Raw genomic sequence first — 15,468 nt, 5'->3', positions numbered from 1 at the left:
GCCAGGCTGCAAAGCTTGGCCGTTTTTTTATGGTCATTGCAAAGAAGCGTAAAGCGCATTGCACAGGTTGAAATTTCGCCTGTAGTCTTGCAACTAAAGGAGTGGGGCACGCGTCCCTGCAAGTTGTGTTTGTATTGCACTGGATGTTCCAATCCAGTGGCCGGTGTTGATCCGGCAGGCTGCGGAGGTATGTTTTGGCAGATTTTTTATCCGGTGTGATGCGTTTTGTTTTGCAATTGGCGCTGGTTGTTTTTGCGCTGATTTTTGTCGGTAGCCTGTTGCTGGCTGCTGCGCTGCTGGCCGGTGTGTGGAGCCTGCGCGCGCTGTGGTCCAAGATCACCGGCCGGCCGATTGCGCCATGGTCCATGCGCATGAGCCCCGGTGCGGGCTGGAACCAGGTGTTCCGTGCAGGCCAGCGTTGGCAGCCTGCGTCGCGCGGCGCCGAGTCACGCACCGCGCGCAACCATGCTGACGTGACCGACGTGCAGGTGAAAGAAATCACCGGCCACTGACCATGGCCAAGCTGGCACGAAGGCTATTGCCGGTATTACCAGGCCTAGCCCACGCCCAGACCGTAACTCAGTTGCCCGCGCTTGCCGCGTTCGGTGACGATGGGGCTGTCGGCCGCCGAGCCCTCAATGCTTTGGTAGAACAGGCCCGCACCGATGAGCCAATGGCCGTCCAGCCGGTGCACGATGGCGGGCCAGGCAAACCACTGGCGCAGGCCGCTGCTGGGTTGGTAGGCCGGTAGACCTGAGGCCATGGCACCAGCGGTGTCGATGCCGTAATAGGTGCGCATAAAGGCACTGCTACCCCAACTGACCCCGCCGCCAAAGCCAACCACGGTGCTGGTGGAGAGCGGAATCCAGACGTTGCTGCTTAGCGTGGCCGTGGTGCCCTTGCTGACGTTGCCCACGTCGTGCAACACCGAGACCGACACCCGTGTGCGAATCGGCCTTGGGCCGTCACTGATGTTGATCCAACTCAAGAAGGCTCCGGCTTCGACGGTCGTGTCGATCTCTGGCAGCCGGCTGACCACGGCGTCGTCCACGTTTTTGCGGCCAAAGCGCAGGTTCAGCGCGGGGCCAAATTGCCAATGCCCGTTGCTGAGCACGTTGAGGCTCAACTCAGGCCCGGTCAGTTGTATGTAGCGGCCGCTGTCGCCAAACTGGTAACGCGCGGCGGGCGCCAGGCCGACGATGCGCTCGTCTGCGCCGGTGTAGCGCGTGGTGCTGCCCAGGCCCAGGCCCACGTAGTTGGGAATGAAGTCGATGACGGGGCCGGTTTGCGCTGACGCCGGCAGACCTATGCAAAGGCTAGCCGTCAGGATGGTGTGGGACACCAAGACCGTTGCGATGCGTGTAGACGCCATGGGAAGCCCTCCGGGTGTGGTGACAGTTGAGTCTGCCTGGCCCTGCTCTCTGCGCGTGATCATGCCACTGCGGTCTGCGGCCGATTCAATAAATCTAAAAGTAACAGTTTGAATGCCACACGATGCGCGGCCTCTATAGCCCATTTGTTGTTTTTCGGGCTCTAAGATCGGGATATGTCTCAAACCCCACCGCAATCTGCCACTTTTGCTGCATCCGAAGCCGTACTTGAGGCCACAGTCGACGCCGAATTCGACGCCGCACCCCACGCCACATCCGACGCCGCGCCCGCCTCCATCATCTCCACGGTGTTCGAAGCCCAATACCTCGCCAGCCGCAGCCAGGTAGAGGTGCCACTCAAGCTGCGCCGCGATCGGCTGTCGCGCCTCTCGACGCTGCTGGATGCCAACGCCAATGCCCTGTGTGCCGCAGTCCATGCCGATTTTGGTGTGCGTTCACCGTCGCTCACCCAAGTGGCCGATCTGTTTGTGCTGCGCAATGAGTTGCGCCACGCCAAGCGCCACCTGAAGCGCTGGATGGCGCCGCAGAGCGTTTCAACGCCGTTCTACCTGTGGCCGTCCAAAGCCCACATCCAACGCCAGCCGCTGGGCGTGGTGGGCGTGATCTCGCCCTGGAACTACCCGTTGCAGTTGGCCTTTGGCCCGGCGATGTCGGCCATGGCGGCGGGCAATCGGGTGATGCTCAAGCCCAGCGAGTTTGTACCGCGCACCTCGGAGTTGATGGCCGAGTTGGTGGGCAAGGCTTTTGCGTCAGAAGAGTTTGCCGTGGTGTTGGGCGGTGCCGAAGTGGCAGCCGAGTTCTCCAGCCTGCCGTTTGACCACCTGTTTTTTACCGGCTCCACCCGTGTGGGCCGTGTGGTGGCGCAAGCGGCGGCGGCCAACCTCACGCCCACCACGTTGGAGCTTGGCGGCAAATCGCCGTGCATCATCGATGTGTCGTGCGATGTGGCAGCCGTGGCGTTGAAGATCGCCCATGGCAAGTTACTGAACGCTGGGCAGACCTGTATTGCGCCCGATTATTTGATGCTGCCGCGTGGCCAGGAAGAGGCTTTTGCCAAGGCCTTCTCGCAGGCCGTGGTGCAACTGTTCCCGCGCATCGCAGGCAACCCCGACTACGCGGCCATCGTCAACCCGCAGCAGCACTACCGCCTGCAGGAATTGCTGGCCGACGCCGAAGCGCAGGGCGCACGTATCGAGCGCATCTACCCCGACACCGGCCCCGCCTTCACCAGCGGTGAAGCCGGTATGCCTGTGGACCGCCAAATGCCGCCCACGCTGGTGTTCGATGTGAGCGACCACATGCGCCTGCTGCGTGAGGAAATCTTCGGGCCGATCTTGCCCATCATCCCTTACGACACGCTGGACGAAGCCATCGCCCACATCAACGCACGACCCCGGCCGTTGGCGCTGTACTGGTTTGGCACCAGCCGCCGCCACCGCGACCAGGTGCTGGCGCAAACCGTCAGCGGCGGTGTCACCGTGAACGACACGCTGGTGCACTTTGCGCACGAGAACCTGCCGTTTGGCGGCGTGGGTGAAAGCGGCTGGGGCAGCGGCCACGGTGAGGCCGGATTCTTACGCTTCTCGCAGCAGAAGCCGGTGCTACTGCAGTCGCGCTTTGGTGGTGGGGGCTTGTTCTACCCGCCGTATGGCGCGCGGCTGGCGCGCGCCATGAAGTGGATGCGCAGGTTGGGTTGACCTGCCTAAGTCGACCTTAGTCCACCTTCGCGCCGGAGGCCTTTACCAGCTTCTCGTACTTGGCGAGTTCCTGCTTCATGAAGGTGCCAAATTCATCCGGCGTGGTGGGCACGGGCTCGGCCAGCAAGGTGGCAAAACGGCTGCGCGCTTCGGGCGAGTTCAATGCGGCCACAAAGGCGTGGTTCAGGCGTTCAACCACATCCTTGGGGGTACGGGCCGGCGCGACCAGGCCCCACCAGGTGTCGATCGAAAAGCCTTTGAGCGTGTCGGCCACGGGCGGCACATCGGGCAAGGCGCTGGAGCGCTTGAGCGTGGTGACGGCCAGCGCCTTGAGCTTGCCGCCGCGGATATTGGGGGCGGCGGTGGCCAGGTTGTCGAAGTTGAAGTCCACCTGGCCCGACAACAGCGCCAACTGCGCGGGGTTGCCGCCCGGGTACGGAATATGCACCGCAAAAATGCCGGCTTGCGACTTGAACAGTTCGCCCGCCAAATGGCCGGCGCTGCCGTTGCCGCCCGAGCCGTAGTTCAGCTTGGCGGGGTTGGCCTTGCCGTAGGCGATGAGGTCGGCCACGGTGTTGATTTTCAGGCGGTTGGCGGTGTCGGCATTCATCACCAAGACATTGGGAACCCGCACCATTTGCGTGATGGGGGCGAAGTCGGTGGCCGCGTTGAACGGCATCTTGGCAAACAGCCAGGGGTTCACGGCGTGGGTGGCGGTGGCCGAGATGCCGATGGTCAAACCATCAGGCGCGGCCTTGGCGATGGCGTCCACGCCAATGTTGCCGCCGGCGCCGGGTTTGTTTTCGATGATGACGGTGCCCAGCGAGTCTTTCACACGCTCGGCCAGAATGCGCGCGGTGACGTCGATCGGGCCGCCGGGTGCGTAAGGCACGATCAGGCGAATGGGGGCTGCGGATTGCGCCAGCGCGGGGCTGAACACGGTGCTGGCCAAGGAGGCGCCAGCGGCGCTGGCGGCGGAGATAAGAAGGTGTCGACGTTGCATGCCTTGATTGTTTCAAACAATGGCTTCACGCGGGCGATGGCAATCCCTAACCAAACTGGTGCGCTGGGGTTTGGCACAGCAGGTTGAAGCGTTGCAGACGTCCCCAAGCGTTGTTTCGCATAGGCCACAGTAGTGGTAACACTGTGTATTAAATACCGTTGTGATGCTTATTCAGAAAGCGTGGATAGCTATGTATTTTATAGTGATCGTCCGCCATCTGAGGCGGGGTGACGTGTGCAGCGCGAGGGCCGTTGGGTCGGCTCGGGCGCTGAAGTTTTTGCCCCTTCCTGTGCCTCAGCCCCATTCACGCAAACGTTGACGGCTTCGCTCATGCTTTTACTTTGGTTCCTGGGACTGCTTTGTGTGCTGCTCTTCGCGGGCATCACGTGGTACTTACGGGCACTCAGGCCGAGCATTTTTGCGTTGCAGTTCGCGTTCACGCGCCGGGCTTTCCTGGCGGTGTTGGTGGCGTGGGAGTCGCAGGGTGTCGCCCGTTTCAGAAAACACTTTGTGGCCGACTACGTCTACCTGGTTTGTTATGGTTTGCTGGGCTTTGGCGTGGCCACGCAAACCGCATGGCTGTCGCAGGCACCGTTGTGGGCGCCCTTGCTGTGTGTGTTGCCTTGGCTGATGCCTGCTGCGGCGGTGCTGGATGTGGTTGAAAACGGCTTGCACCGCTACTTGACCCGTGGGCAGCACGCCTTGCGTGCGCCGTCTGCCATGTTTGTGCTGACAGGTGGGGTGTCCACCCTCAAGTGGCTGCTGATTGCCGTGTTTGCCGCGCTGGCTTTGTATGCCTGGGTGAACCGCGCGTGCGAGTCGCCGCGCGAGTACCGTTGTGTGCAGGTGACGCTGGAGTCGTCAAACTAACCGTTGTGCATCGCCGGTTCGGAAGGCCCGGCTGGAGATGGATACCGCGTTCTGATCCGGGTCTTTGGCATTGGCAAACATATAGCCGTTGGCTTGGTGCGTGGCGCCAAACTTCAGGCCGCGTTCGGCGGCGGCGGCCTTGAAGGCTTCCACGTCTTCCACATGAAAACTCAGCTTCACGCCGGCCTGACCCAGCCTCACGCTTTTGGCGGCCTGGTGGATCAAGATGCCGGCACCGGCACCCTGCGGCGCAGACAGTTCAATCAAACCCTCAACCACTTCGCCCGAGGTTTCAAAACCAAAGTGTTCGCTGTAGAACCTGGCCGTTCTGGCCATGTCGCGGGCGTAGAGGATGATGGTGCCGAGTTGAACCGCCGACATGGGTTAGAGCACCTGACCGGCCTTGTCGGCTTCCGATGTGAAAGCATCGGCATAGAACTCTTCGGCGGGCAGTCCTGCTTGCGCGATGTAGTCGGTACGCGCCGAGTCGACCACGATGGGGGCGCCACAGGCGTAGACCTGGTGGCCCGACAAGTCCGGCAGGTCTTGCAGCACCGCTTGGTGCACGAAGCCGGTGCGGCCGGTCCAGGCGTCTTCTGGCAGGGCGTTCGAGACCACCGGCACATAGTGCAGTTGCGGCATTTGCGCCTGCAGGGCCAGCACCCAGTTGTGCATGTACAGGTCACCGGGACGACGGCCGCCCCAGTAGAGCTCCACGGGGCGTGTGCTGCCCTTGGATAGCATCTGTTCCAAAATGGCTTTGATGGGCGCGAAGCCCGTACCCGAGGCCAGCAGCACGATGGGTTTTTCGGAGTCTTCCCGTAGATAGAAGCTGCCGTAGGGGCCCTCCAACCGGAGGATTTCCTTCTCTTTCATCGCGCCGAACACGTGGTCGGTGAACTTGCCGCCGGGCATATGGCGGATGTGCAGCTCAACCCCGGGCGCTGTGGCGGGCGTGCCTGGCGTGGTCTCAGGCGCGGCACCAGGGGCGGGCACAGGATGCGGTGCACTGGCCATGCTGTAGCTGCGGCGGGCGCCGTCGCGCAAGATGAATTCCACGTATTGGCCGGCGTGGTAGCGCAGCGTGTCGTTGGCGGGCAGTTGCAATTGGATGACCATCACGTCGTGCGACACCTTTTCCATCGAGCGCACACGCGAGGGCATGCGTTTGATGGGGAAGGCGCTCTCGTCGGTCACCTGGCGCGATTCGATCACCACGTCGGTCTCGGGCACGGCGCAGCAGGTCAGCACCAGGCCGGCGGCGGCTTCGTCGGCGCTGAGCGCCTTGCTTTGGTGTGGGCCGTGGTGCACACGGCCTTCCAGCATCTTGCATTTGCACGAGCCGCAGGCGCCGTCTTTGCAGCCGTACGGCAGGCCTACGCCTTGGCGAATGCCGGCCGCCAAAATGGTTTCGCCCGGCTCGGCCACAAACGCGCGGCCGCTGGGCTGCACAGAGACATTGAACGGGGTGGGGCTGGTCATCTTTTGGGTATCCTTGGGGCATCCCTTGCGGGACTCTTTGTCTTCGAGAAAAAGCCCTCCATTTTGCCTTCAAATCAATTTCCGCTTGGTGCCTTGCCGGCGCGCTTCCGCCGCGAACGTGTGTTGATCATCGGCTGTGGCGACGTGGGCCTGCGCGTCGCTCGCCAGTTGCCGCGCCCGGTGCGCCTGATGGCGTTGACCCGCTCTGCGGAGCACGTCGCGCCCCTGCGCGCGCTGGGCATCACGCCCTTGCATGGTGACCTGGACCAGCCAGCCACCTTGCGCCGACTGGCCGGCGTGGCCCACCGCGTGGTGCACCTGGCGCCGCCGCCGGGTGAAGGCGCTGGCGACCCGCGCACCGTGGCCGTGTTGCGTGCGCTGCAACGGCGTGGCCGTTTGTCCGCACTGGTCTACGGTTCGACCAGCGGGGTGTATGGCGACTGCGCTGGCGCGCTGGTGAACGAAACACGCGCGCTGGCCGCCCATACGCAGCGTGCACAGCGCCGGGTGCAGGCCGAAGCGGCGGTGCGTTTTGCGGGGCGTGCCGCGGGTGTGCGGGCCAGCATCCTGCGCATTCCCGGCATCTACGCCCCTGACCGCGACGGTGGCATGCCTTTGGAGCGGCTGCGCAAAGGTACGCCTGTGCTGGAAGCGGCCGACGACGTGTTCACCAACCACATCCACGCCAACGACCTGGCGCGTGCCTGCGTGGCCGCTCTTTGGCGCGGGCGGCCCCAGCGCATCTACAACGTCAACGACGACACCAGCTTGAAGATGGGCGACTACTTCGACCTGGCGGCCGACCTGTTCGGCCTGCCGCGCCCACAGCGTGTGCCACGCAGCACCGCACAGGGGCATTTGCCTTTGGCGCTGCTGAGCTTTATGTCGGAGTCGCGGCGCATGGACAACACGCGCATGAAACGTGAGTTGCGCTTGCAGCTGAATTACCCTACTGTTGCGATGGGACTCGTCTCGTAGTGGAATGGCGGCGGGAAGCCATTGCTGAGTTGCCAAGCAACTTTGTTTAAAACCGACGGAGAGCATCTTGAAACCATCCAAGCAGGCTATATGGGTTGTGTGTGCTGTGGCCGCCGCAACCTCGTCTGTCACGGTCTTCGCCGATCCTCTTGGTGACCGCATGGCCGCTTTGATGAAGGTGGCGCCAAGCCCAAACTATGTGGCGATGACGGTGCCCAGCGCCGGCAGCTTCATCGCCGACCAGATCACGTTGATGAGCTTGACGGCTGGTGCCGACAGCGTGACGTCCGATCAATTAGTGGAAGTGTTGTCCAAACCCGAGCCGGTGCAACTGGCCGTGACGGGGGAAGACGACGCCATTGCCGCGGCCACCCTGGAGCGCGCCCTCACCAAGGTACGGGGCAGACCACTCGCCGCACACCAGTTGGCCTACATCGGTAGCAAAGATTTCGAAGAGCCACTGACCAAGACGGCCGAAGAAGCGGGCGTCAAGTTGCTGTTTGTGGTCTTTCCTTGAGCACCGCGCGGCTGATATCAAATCAATAGCTGCCTACGCTTGCTGGATAAGCGTAGATAGCCAATCTTCCTTAAATACCCTTGGGTTTGGCCAGCGCACGCATGCGGTCCGTGGCACGCAAAGTGATGGTCTTGATGTCCGCGCCCTGCAGCACGGTGAGCTGGATTTGTGCGTCTGGCTCTTTATGGTCCCAAAGCTTCTTGTAGAACGTCTCCAGCGTGGTGACCTTGGCGCCGTCCACCGCCAGCACAATGTCGCCAGCCTGCAGGCCTGCGGTTTCGGCAGGCCCTTCTTTGCTGACCTGCAACACCTGAACGCGGCCACTTTGTTCGGTTGAGGTCAGGCCCAGCCAGGGACGCTTGCTGCTCGCGCTGGTGCCGGTCTGGCGCAATTCGGCCAAGATGGGGGTGAGCAGGGCAGTGGGCACAAACATGTTGCCGGGCAAGCGGCGCTGGTCGCCCAGGGCATCGGCCACTACCAGGCTGCCAATGCCGATCAACTCGCCGCGCTGGTTAAACAACGGCGCACCCGAGTGGTTGGGAATGGCCGGCACGGTGAACAGCGCGTTGTCGATGAAGTATTCCCAGTAGCCTGAGAACGCGCGTTTGCTCACCAGCTGCGTCATGTTGACGTCGCCATCGCGCCCGCCGGTGGACACCATCAACGCGGTGCCCACGGCCACGTCCTGTGCTCCGGCGATGGACACCGGTTTGATGCTGCGCATCGGCGTGAGTGGTTGTACCAAGCCAAAACCGGTGGCGTGGTCGTAAGCCAGCACCCGGGCCGGCACCGTTTTGCCTTCTGGCGTGGCGATCTCTACGCTGTCGGCCTCCAGCACCAGGTAGCCGATGGTGAGCACCAGGCCATCCGCACCTATCACCACGCCGGAGCCTTGGCGGCGTCGGCCCAGCGTTTCGGCGGAACGGGCGTCTTCAGGCACTTCGGCGGTGAGACCCACCACGGCGGCGTTGGCGCGCTCCATGGCGGTGATCATGGCCTGGGCTGATGGGGGCGCGGCTGTGGCGGCTTGTACCAACGGTGTTGAGCACAGAGCCGCAAGCACCAGCAACGGGATCCATTGAAGTCGGGCAGTCCTCATGGTGAAGCCTTTCCTGAAGCCCGCCGCTGGTGTGCGGGCAATGGCTACAGGATGCGCTTAAAAGTGAGCGCCGACAAGAGATCAGCGCTTGTTTTTCGATGGATGTGATTTGCATGGCGAGCGTGCACCGAAGTGGGGTGTGCGCTGCCTCAAAGCACGCAGTTCAAATGCATGCTTATGACTGTGGCTGGCCGTTTACTGTGGCCCAAGCTTCTTGATCAGCGCAGCCAGCATTTCAACTTCATTGGGCTTCAGATCCGACAGCGGTGCACGCACCGGGCCTGCATCGTGGCCGACCAGCTTGGCGCCGGCCTTGATGATGCTCACGCCGTAACCTTCCACGCGGTTGCGGATTTCCAGGTAAGGCATGAAGAAGTCCTTCAGCAGACGGTGCTGCGTGGCGATGTCGTCAGCGGCCACGGCCTTGTAGAAGTCCATCGCCGTCTTGGGGATGAAGTTGAACACGGCCGACGAGTACACCGGCGTGCCCAGCGCCTTGTAGGCAGCGGCATAGACTTCAGCGGTGGGCAGGCCACCCAGGTAGGCGAAGCGGTCGCCCATCTTCATGAAGATGGAAGACATGGTCTCGATGTTGCCCACGCCGTCCTTGAAACCGATCAGGTTAGGGCAGCGCTCGGCCAGGATGGCGAGCGAGTTGGGCGTCAGCTTGGTGCGGTCGCGGTTGTAGACGATGACGCCGAACTTCACGCTGTTGCAGACTTGCGCCACGTGTTCGATCAGGCCTTCCTGGCCGGCTTCGGTCAGGTAGTGCGGCAGCAACAGAATGCCGTGGGCGCCCAGGCGCTCGGCTTCTTGGGCGTGCGCAATCGCCACACGGGTCGGGCCGCCGGCACCGGCAATGATCGGCACCTTGCCACGGCAGGTGTCGACCGCGGTCTTGATGATCTCGGAATACTCTTTGGTTTCGAGCGAGAAGTACTCGCCCGTGCCGCCAGCAGCGAACAGGGCCGAGGCGCCGTACGGGGCCAGCCATTCGAGGCGGGCGGCGTAGCTCTTGGCGTTGAAGTTGCCTTGGGCGTCGAAGTCGGTCACGGGGAACGACAACAGGCCGGAGCCCATGATGGTTTTCAGGTCTTGCGGGTTCATTGGCGGGGTGCTTTCAAAATCAGATGGTCTGTGGTGGCTTAGGGCAACGCTGAACAAGTTCCTCTCGGCGCCCGCATCCCTGGCGTGGGCAGCCTGCGGCGTTGCAAATCCTCGCCATAGCTTCGGCTATGGCTGTGGTTTGCGCCTAGCAGTCCCTCCCACGCCAGGGCGCGGCCATCCGAGGGAACTTATTCAGCGTCGCCTTAGAACTTGTGCGTCACACCCACGCCCAGGCGCGTGGCGTCCAGCGCGGTGCTGCCGTCGGCGCGGGTGGTTTTGAGTTGGCGGTAGGCGGTGTAGAGCCGGGTGCGCTTCGACATGTCGTACGTGCCCATCATGCTGAAGCCCTTGGCGTCGATCACTTGTGTGCCGCTGCTGTTTTCCGTCTTGGAACTGGCGTAGCCCAGGGCCACGGTGTACGCGCCGCCAAATGGTGCACTCAAACCCAGTTCCCATTCGTTCGACTTCAGGTGGCCGGCCACACGTTCGTCGATCTGGCGTTGGGCCGCGCCCACCATCTGCACCGGGCCAAAGTCGTAGTTGCCGGCCACGATGTGGAAGATGTTCTTGCCGGTGGTGTAGCGCTCGGACTGGTAGCCGTAGCCAATACGGATCGGCCCGCCAGTGTATTTGCCGTGCAGCGAGATCATGCGTGGGGCGTCCACAGCGGTGCTGGCGTTTTCGTCAAAGGCGTAGCTCACCGAGCCGCTGAAGGCGTTGTCCATCGGCGTGGCGTAGTAGATGGTGTTGTTGCTGCGCGCCAGGTAGTCGCTGCCCACCACAGCGGGCAATCCGTTGGCGGCGGTGGCGCCAGCGCCCCACACTTGGCCGGTGGAAGCAAAGCCGGAAGAGTCGTACAAATGGTTGGTCGAGCCGCGCAGCGCATCGAACGCGCCGAGCATGCGGCCCAGACGCACTTCGCCAAAACCACCGGTCATGCCCACGTAGGCCGCGCGGTTGAAGCCGTCGTTCGATGCGGACACGCGGGTGATGGTGCCGTTGTCGGCACTGATGCCTTGCTCCAGGATGAAGTTGACCTTGAGGCCACCGCCCAAGTCTTCTGTACCACGCAGGCCCCAGCGGCTGGCCTGTGCGCCACCGCTGTCCACCACGCCCGTGGCGCCGGTTGGCGTGCCACCCACCTTGTTGTTGGTCTGGCCGACCCAGGCGTCCACGATGCCGTAGAGGCTGACGTTGGACTGCGCCGAGGCTTGGGTTGAGAACGCGCAGGCCAGCAGGGCGGCAAGCAAGGAACGCTTCATTGGCTATGTCTCCTTTAAAGTAAAAGCATTAATCAATCTGACGTCAGTCGTCTGATGAGTTGGCTCATGGTACTTTTTGGTGCGGAGACTTCGCACCCGTGAAAACCCTAGATTGGCTAAAACGATGGGGAATGGAGAGGCAACAACAGCGGTAAAAGCCGCTACTGGCGCACCCGGTTAGGTGGCGCGTGGGGGGGCGGCTTTTGCAGCCGCCGTTTCAGGCGGAACCGGTGGTCGAGCCGATGTTTGAACTGGTGTGCATGCGTTCGCGGCTGTTCGTCAGGTGCATGAACATCGCCGCGCGTGCAGCGGCTGGATCGCCCCGGCGAATGGCTTCAAAAATGGCTTCGTGCTCGCGTTGTGTGATGGCCTTACCGCTCTCCAGAATCGGCTGCGCTTCACCAAAGCGCGCCCCCCCTGTTGGGGCAGCTTCGGCCGGTGCCGCCTCTACACCGGCAGGCCGGGGAATGGTGGCGTTGCCCAGGCTGCGCAACACCTCTTCAAAGTATTCATTGCCGGTGGCAGCGGCGATCTGCACGTGGAATTGAAAGTCCGATTCGGTGGTGCTGCCGCCGACGCGGCGCTGGGCGTCAAAGGTGTCCAGCGCCAGGCGCATGGCGGCCAAATGACTGTCTTGCCGGCGCACGGCGGCCAGGCTTGCGGCTTCAGACTCCAGGCTGATGCGCAGCTCCAGCATGGCCAGTTTTTGCCGCACTTGCACGTCGCCCGCGCCGATGGACAGCAGGGGGCCGCCGCCCACAGGCGCTGCCAACACAAAGGTGCCCACGCCTTGGCGCGTTTCCACCAAACCGCTGGCTTGCAGGCGCGACATGGCCTCGCGCACCACCGTGCGGCTCACGCCAAATTCGCGCATCAGGCTGGGCTCGGGCGGCACGCGGTCGCCGGGTTTCAACGCACCGTTCTGGATGCGCTCGGAAACGCCGTCCACCACGCGTTGTGGCTGGCTTTTGGCCCGGGCGGGGGTTTCAATCATGTGGCGCTCTCATCCGTGAATGTGTTTGGTGGGGGAATATACAGGCGCCGTTGTCTTCCCAACAGACGACTGATGCCCCGGAGACACAGCATTTTCTATAAGCCTAGGGTAAATACGCATAAACACGTCAGACGTGTTGCCTAAAATCATCACAAGTCTGACGACTGATGATTTAGAAAGAACTTCATGAAAATTGCAAGCGTTACCGGCACCGAATTCACCTACCCCACTCGCCGCTCGGTGGACACTGCGGGCCACTCCCACCCCGGCCCCGAAGGCCTGGGCAAGTTGGCGATGTTGACCATCACCACCGAAGACGGCCACAGCGGTTACGCATTTGCGCCCGTTGAAGTGATCCGCCCGCACGTGCTCGAAGCCTTTGTGCACAAAGTGCTGGTGGGGCAAAACGCCTTTCAGCGCGAGCAACTCTGGCACGGCCTGGAACACTGGCAACGCGGCAGCGCCGGCCAGTTGACCGACCGTGGTCTGGCCGCCGTCGACCAAGCCCTGTGGGACTTGGCCGGCCGCGCGCTCGGCCAGCCGGTGTACCGCCTCATCGGCGGCTACCGCGACAAGGTACCCGCCTACGGCAGCACCATGTGCGGTGATGAACTGAAGGGCGGCCTGTCCACACCAGAAGAGTACGGCGCATTTGCCGAGAAGCTGGTGTCGCGCGGCTACAAGGCCTTGAAGCTGCACACCTGGATGCCCCCGGTATCGTTTGCGCCCAGCGTCGAGATGGACATCAAAGCCTGCGCCGCCGTACGGGAAGCTGTGGGCCCGCACATTCCCTTGATGTTGGACGGCTACCATAACTACAGCCGCATGGACGCCCTGACCATCGGCCGTGCGCTGGAGAAGCTGAATTTCACCTGGTTCGAAGAGATGATGAACGAGCAAAGCATGGCGTCGTACAGCTGGCTGGCCGATCAGCTCGACATTCCGATCGTCGGGCCTGAAAGTCTGTCGGGCAAACACCATAGCCGCGCCGACTGGGTGAAGGCCGGTGCCTGCGACATTCTGCGTGCCGGTGTGCCAGGCGTGGGCGGCATCTCGCCGACGTTGAAGGTGGCGCATCTGGCCGAATCGTTTGGCATGCAGTGCGAAGTGCACGGCAACGGCGCGGCCAACCTGGCGGTGTGTGCCGCCATCAAGAACTGCCGCTGGTACGAGCGTGGCCTGCTGCACCCGTTCCTCGACTACGACGAAGTGCCCGCCTACCTCAACACGCTGGCCGACCCGATGGATGCTGAAGGCTACGTGCACCTGTCGCAACTGCCTGGCCTGGGTGAAGACATCAACTTCGACTATATCGAAGCGCACGCCACCAAGAAGTATTGACGCCGGCAGCCGCTACACCAGCCCACGCCCGCCAGTCGATTCCGAGGAGACACGAGTTTATGAACAACAAGAAGTGGCTGCGGCCACTGGCGCTGGCCATTGCGCTGTGTGCCGGTGCTGCCGCCCTGCAAGCCCAAGCCAAAACGCCGGTCGACCAGTTGATTGTGGGGTTCAGCATGAACAACCTGCTGTCGCTGGACCCGGCCGCCGCGACCGGCAACGACGTGGTGGAAATCAACGCCAACCTGTATGACTACCTGATCGAGCTGGACGCGCAAACGCCCAGCAAAATCTTGCCCGGCCTGGCCGAGCGCTGGAGTGTGTCGCCCGACGGCCGCAGCCTGAGCTTCACGCTGCGCACGGGTGTCAAGTTCCAGTCGGGAAACCCTTTGACCGCAGAAGACGTGGCCTGGTCGCTACAACGTGTGTTGAAGCTCAACCTGGCCATGGCTTCGCCGTGGAAGAGTTATGGCTTCAGCGCCAAAAACGTTGAGAAGGCGGTGCGCGCCACCGATGCGCAAACCCTGGTGATTGACCTGCCCGTGGCCACCGACCCGAAGATGGTGCTCTACACCCTGGCCACGTCCGTCAGCGCCGTGGTGCTGGACCGCAAGGTGGTGATGGAGAACGAGAAAAACGGCGACATGGGCAACGCCTGGTTGACCACCCACTCGGCGGGGTCGGGCCCGTTTTCGTTGGCGCAATGGCGCGCCAAAGACACCTTGATCATGAACCGCTTCGACGGCTATTGGCGCGGTCCGGCGAAGATGAAGCGGGTGGTCATGCGCCACATGACCGAATCGCAAACCTTGCGCCTGATGCTGGAGCGTGGTGACCTCGATTTGGCCGTTGGCATGTCCGTGCCCGACCTCGAGTCGATGCGCAAGAACCCCGACGTGGTGGTGCAGTCCATGCGCCGCGGCACCATGTATTACGTGGCCGTGAGCATGAAGGACGAAAAGTTTGCCGACCAGCGTGTGCGCCTGGCCATGCGCAAGCTGATCGACTACGACGGCATCAACAGCGCCGTGATGACCGACTACGGCGTGCCCAACCAGCGCCCCGTGCAGTTGGGTTTGCCAGCCACCTTGCCCAGCCCCGGCTACACGCTGGATGTGGCGGGTGCCAAGAAGCTGCTGACTGACGCCGGCTACCCCAACGGCTTCAAGACCACCATCCGTGTGCTGGCCGACCCGCCGTTCATCAACATCGCCACCAGCCTGCAGGCCACGTTGGCGCAAGCGGGTATCGACGCGAGTGTGCTGTCCGGCACCGGCAACCAGGTTTACGGCGCCATGCGCGACCGCAAGTTTGAAATCCTGGTGGGCCGTGGCGGTGGCGGGGTCGAGCCCCATCCGCACGGCAGCCTGCGCGCGCTGGTGCTGAACCCGAACAATGCCGATGCCGCACGCCTTACCAACTTCCAAGGCTGGCGCACCTCGTTCTTCAGCCCCGAGTTGAATGCGTTGATCGGCAAGGCCGAAGTCGAGCGCGACGAAGCCAAACAAATGGCCGACTACCAAGAGGTGCAGCGTGTGTACGACCAACAAGTGGGCGCCATCCAGCCGATCTCGCAGATGGTCGACACCGTGGTGGTGCGCAAAGACTTGCGCAACTACCAAGGCCACCCTTCGGCCACCACACGGCTGCGCGATGTCTTCAAACAACGCGGTGAAACAGGGTCTGTAGGTGCCGTAGCCACTGGCGCCACCGGGGGCTGATGTGAT

15 protein-coding genes are annotated in these 15,468 nt (G+C 62.7%); 7 read left to right on the top strand and 8 right to left on the bottom strand.

Annotation, left to right across the window (positions count from 1 at the left end; translation table 11 throughout):
- Positions 1–218 precede the first annotated feature (218 nt).
- Positions 219–512: a hypothetical protein gene (locus ACPWMG_RS22325; protein ID WP_483301699.1), complete on the top strand. Its 294-nt coding sequence runs from the start codon at positions 219–221 to the stop codon at positions 510–512.
- 44 nt (positions 513–556) lie between these two features.
- Here the strand turns inward: ACPWMG_RS22325 and ACPWMG_RS22320 are convergent, their stop codons facing one another.
- A complete protein-coding gene (locus ACPWMG_RS22320; RefSeq protein ID WP_483301698.1) occupies positions 557–1,372 on the bottom strand; it encodes a MipA/OmpV family protein in 816 nt (271 codons plus the stop codon).
- Positions 1,373–1,546: 174 nt separating this feature from the next.
- On the opposite strand from ACPWMG_RS22320, the gene ACPWMG_RS22315 reads away from it, so the two are divergent.
- A complete protein-coding gene (locus tag ACPWMG_RS22315) occupies positions 1,547–3,088 on the top strand; it encodes a coniferyl aldehyde dehydrogenase (protein WP_483301697.1) in 1,542 nt (513 codons plus the stop codon).
- A 16-nt stretch (positions 3,089–3,104) separates the two neighbouring features.
- Here ACPWMG_RS22315 and ACPWMG_RS22310 read toward each other — a convergent pair whose 3' ends face one another.
- The gene (locus ACPWMG_RS22310; protein ID WP_483301696.1) at positions 3,105–4,091 is read right to left on the bottom strand and encodes a Bug family tripartite tricarboxylate transporter substrate binding protein; all 987 of its coding nucleotides are present in this window, start codon (positions 4,089–4,091) and stop codon (positions 3,105–3,107) included.
- A gap of 330 nt (positions 4,092–4,421) precedes the next feature.
- On the opposite strand from ACPWMG_RS22310, the gene ACPWMG_RS22305 reads away from it, so the two are divergent.
- Positions 4,422–4,961, top strand: coding sequence for a hypothetical protein (locus tag ACPWMG_RS22305; protein WP_483301695.1), 540 nt, complete (start codon positions 4,422–4,424; stop codon positions 4,959–4,961).
- Here the strand turns inward: ACPWMG_RS22305 and ACPWMG_RS22300 are convergent.
- Positions 4,953–5,342, bottom strand: coding sequence for a VOC family protein (locus ACPWMG_RS22300; protein WP_483301694.1), 390 nt, complete (start codon positions 5,340–5,342; stop codon positions 4,953–4,955). The genes ACPWMG_RS22305 and ACPWMG_RS22300 overlap by 9 nt on opposite strands.
- 3 nt (positions 5,343–5,345) lie before the next feature.
- Entirely contained in the window at positions 5,346–6,443 is a 1,098-nt protein-coding gene (locus ACPWMG_RS22295) for a CDP-6-deoxy-delta-3,4-glucoseen reductase (protein ID WP_483301693.1), read from the bottom strand.
- Between the two features lie 63 nt (positions 6,444–6,506).
- Here ACPWMG_RS22295 and ACPWMG_RS22290 point away from each other — a divergent pair, with 63 nt between their 5' ends.
- Together ACPWMG_RS22290 and ACPWMG_RS22285 are read left to right on the top strand one after the other, a co-directional pair.
- Positions 6,507–7,421, top strand: coding sequence for an SDR family oxidoreductase (locus tag ACPWMG_RS22290; protein WP_483301692.1), 915 nt, complete (start codon positions 6,507–6,509; stop codon positions 7,419–7,421).
- A gap of 67 nt (positions 7,422–7,488) precedes the next feature.
- A complete protein-coding gene (locus tag ACPWMG_RS22285) occupies positions 7,489–7,938 on the top strand; it encodes a hypothetical protein (RefSeq protein WP_483301691.1) in 450 nt (149 codons plus the stop codon).
- Positions 7,939–8,008: 70 nt separating this feature from the next.
- On the opposite strand, the gene ACPWMG_RS22280 is transcribed toward ACPWMG_RS22285, so the two are convergent.
- The 4 genes from ACPWMG_RS22280 to ACPWMG_RS22265 form a co-directional block, all read right to left on the bottom strand.
- On the bottom strand, positions 8,009–9,037 hold the full coding sequence (locus ACPWMG_RS22280) for a S1C family serine protease (protein WP_483301690.1): 1,029 nt from the start codon (positions 9,035–9,037) through the stop codon (positions 8,009–8,011).
- Between the two features lie 195 nt (positions 9,038–9,232).
- Positions 9,233–10,144, bottom strand: a complete 912-nt coding sequence (kdgD, locus tag ACPWMG_RS22275) for a 5-dehydro-4-deoxyglucarate dehydratase (RefSeq protein WP_483301689.1) — start codon at positions 10,142–10,144, stop codon at positions 9,233–9,235.
- Positions 10,145–10,347: 203 nt separating this feature from the next.
- Positions 10,348–11,406 carry a porin gene (locus tag ACPWMG_RS22270; protein ID WP_483301688.1) on the bottom strand — a complete coding sequence of 353 codons (1,059 nt, stop codon included), beginning with the start codon at positions 11,404–11,406 and terminating at the stop codon, positions 10,348–10,350.
- A 217-nt stretch (positions 11,407–11,623) separates the two neighbouring features.
- Positions 11,624–12,400 (bottom strand): FadR/GntR family transcriptional regulator, encoded by a 777-nt coding sequence (locus tag ACPWMG_RS22265; RefSeq protein WP_483301687.1) that lies wholly within the window; start codon positions 12,398–12,400, stop codon positions 11,624–11,626.
- A 186-nt stretch (positions 12,401–12,586) separates the two neighbouring features.
- Between ACPWMG_RS22265 and ACPWMG_RS22260 the strand changes: the two genes are divergently transcribed.
- Both ACPWMG_RS22260 and ACPWMG_RS22255 read left to right on the top strand, forming a co-directional pair.
- Positions 12,587–13,741, top strand: a complete 1,155-nt coding sequence (locus ACPWMG_RS22260; RefSeq protein ID WP_483301686.1) for a mandelate racemase family protein — start codon at positions 12,587–12,589, stop codon at positions 13,739–13,741.
- 59 nt (positions 13,742–13,800) lie between these two features.
- On the top strand, positions 13,801–15,462 hold the full coding sequence (locus ACPWMG_RS22255; protein ID WP_483301685.1) for an ABC transporter substrate-binding protein: 1,662 nt from the start codon (positions 13,801–13,803) through the stop codon (positions 15,460–15,462).
- Positions 15,463–15,468: the final 6 nt, after the last annotated feature.

Origin of the sequence: Hydrophilobacter chitinilyticus (assembly GCF_049860745.1) — a bacterium.
GTDB lineage: Bacteria > Pseudomonadota > Gammaproteobacteria > Burkholderiales > Burkholderiaceae_C > Rhodoferax_B.
This window is presented reverse-complemented; position numbering and strand designations above follow the sequence as displayed.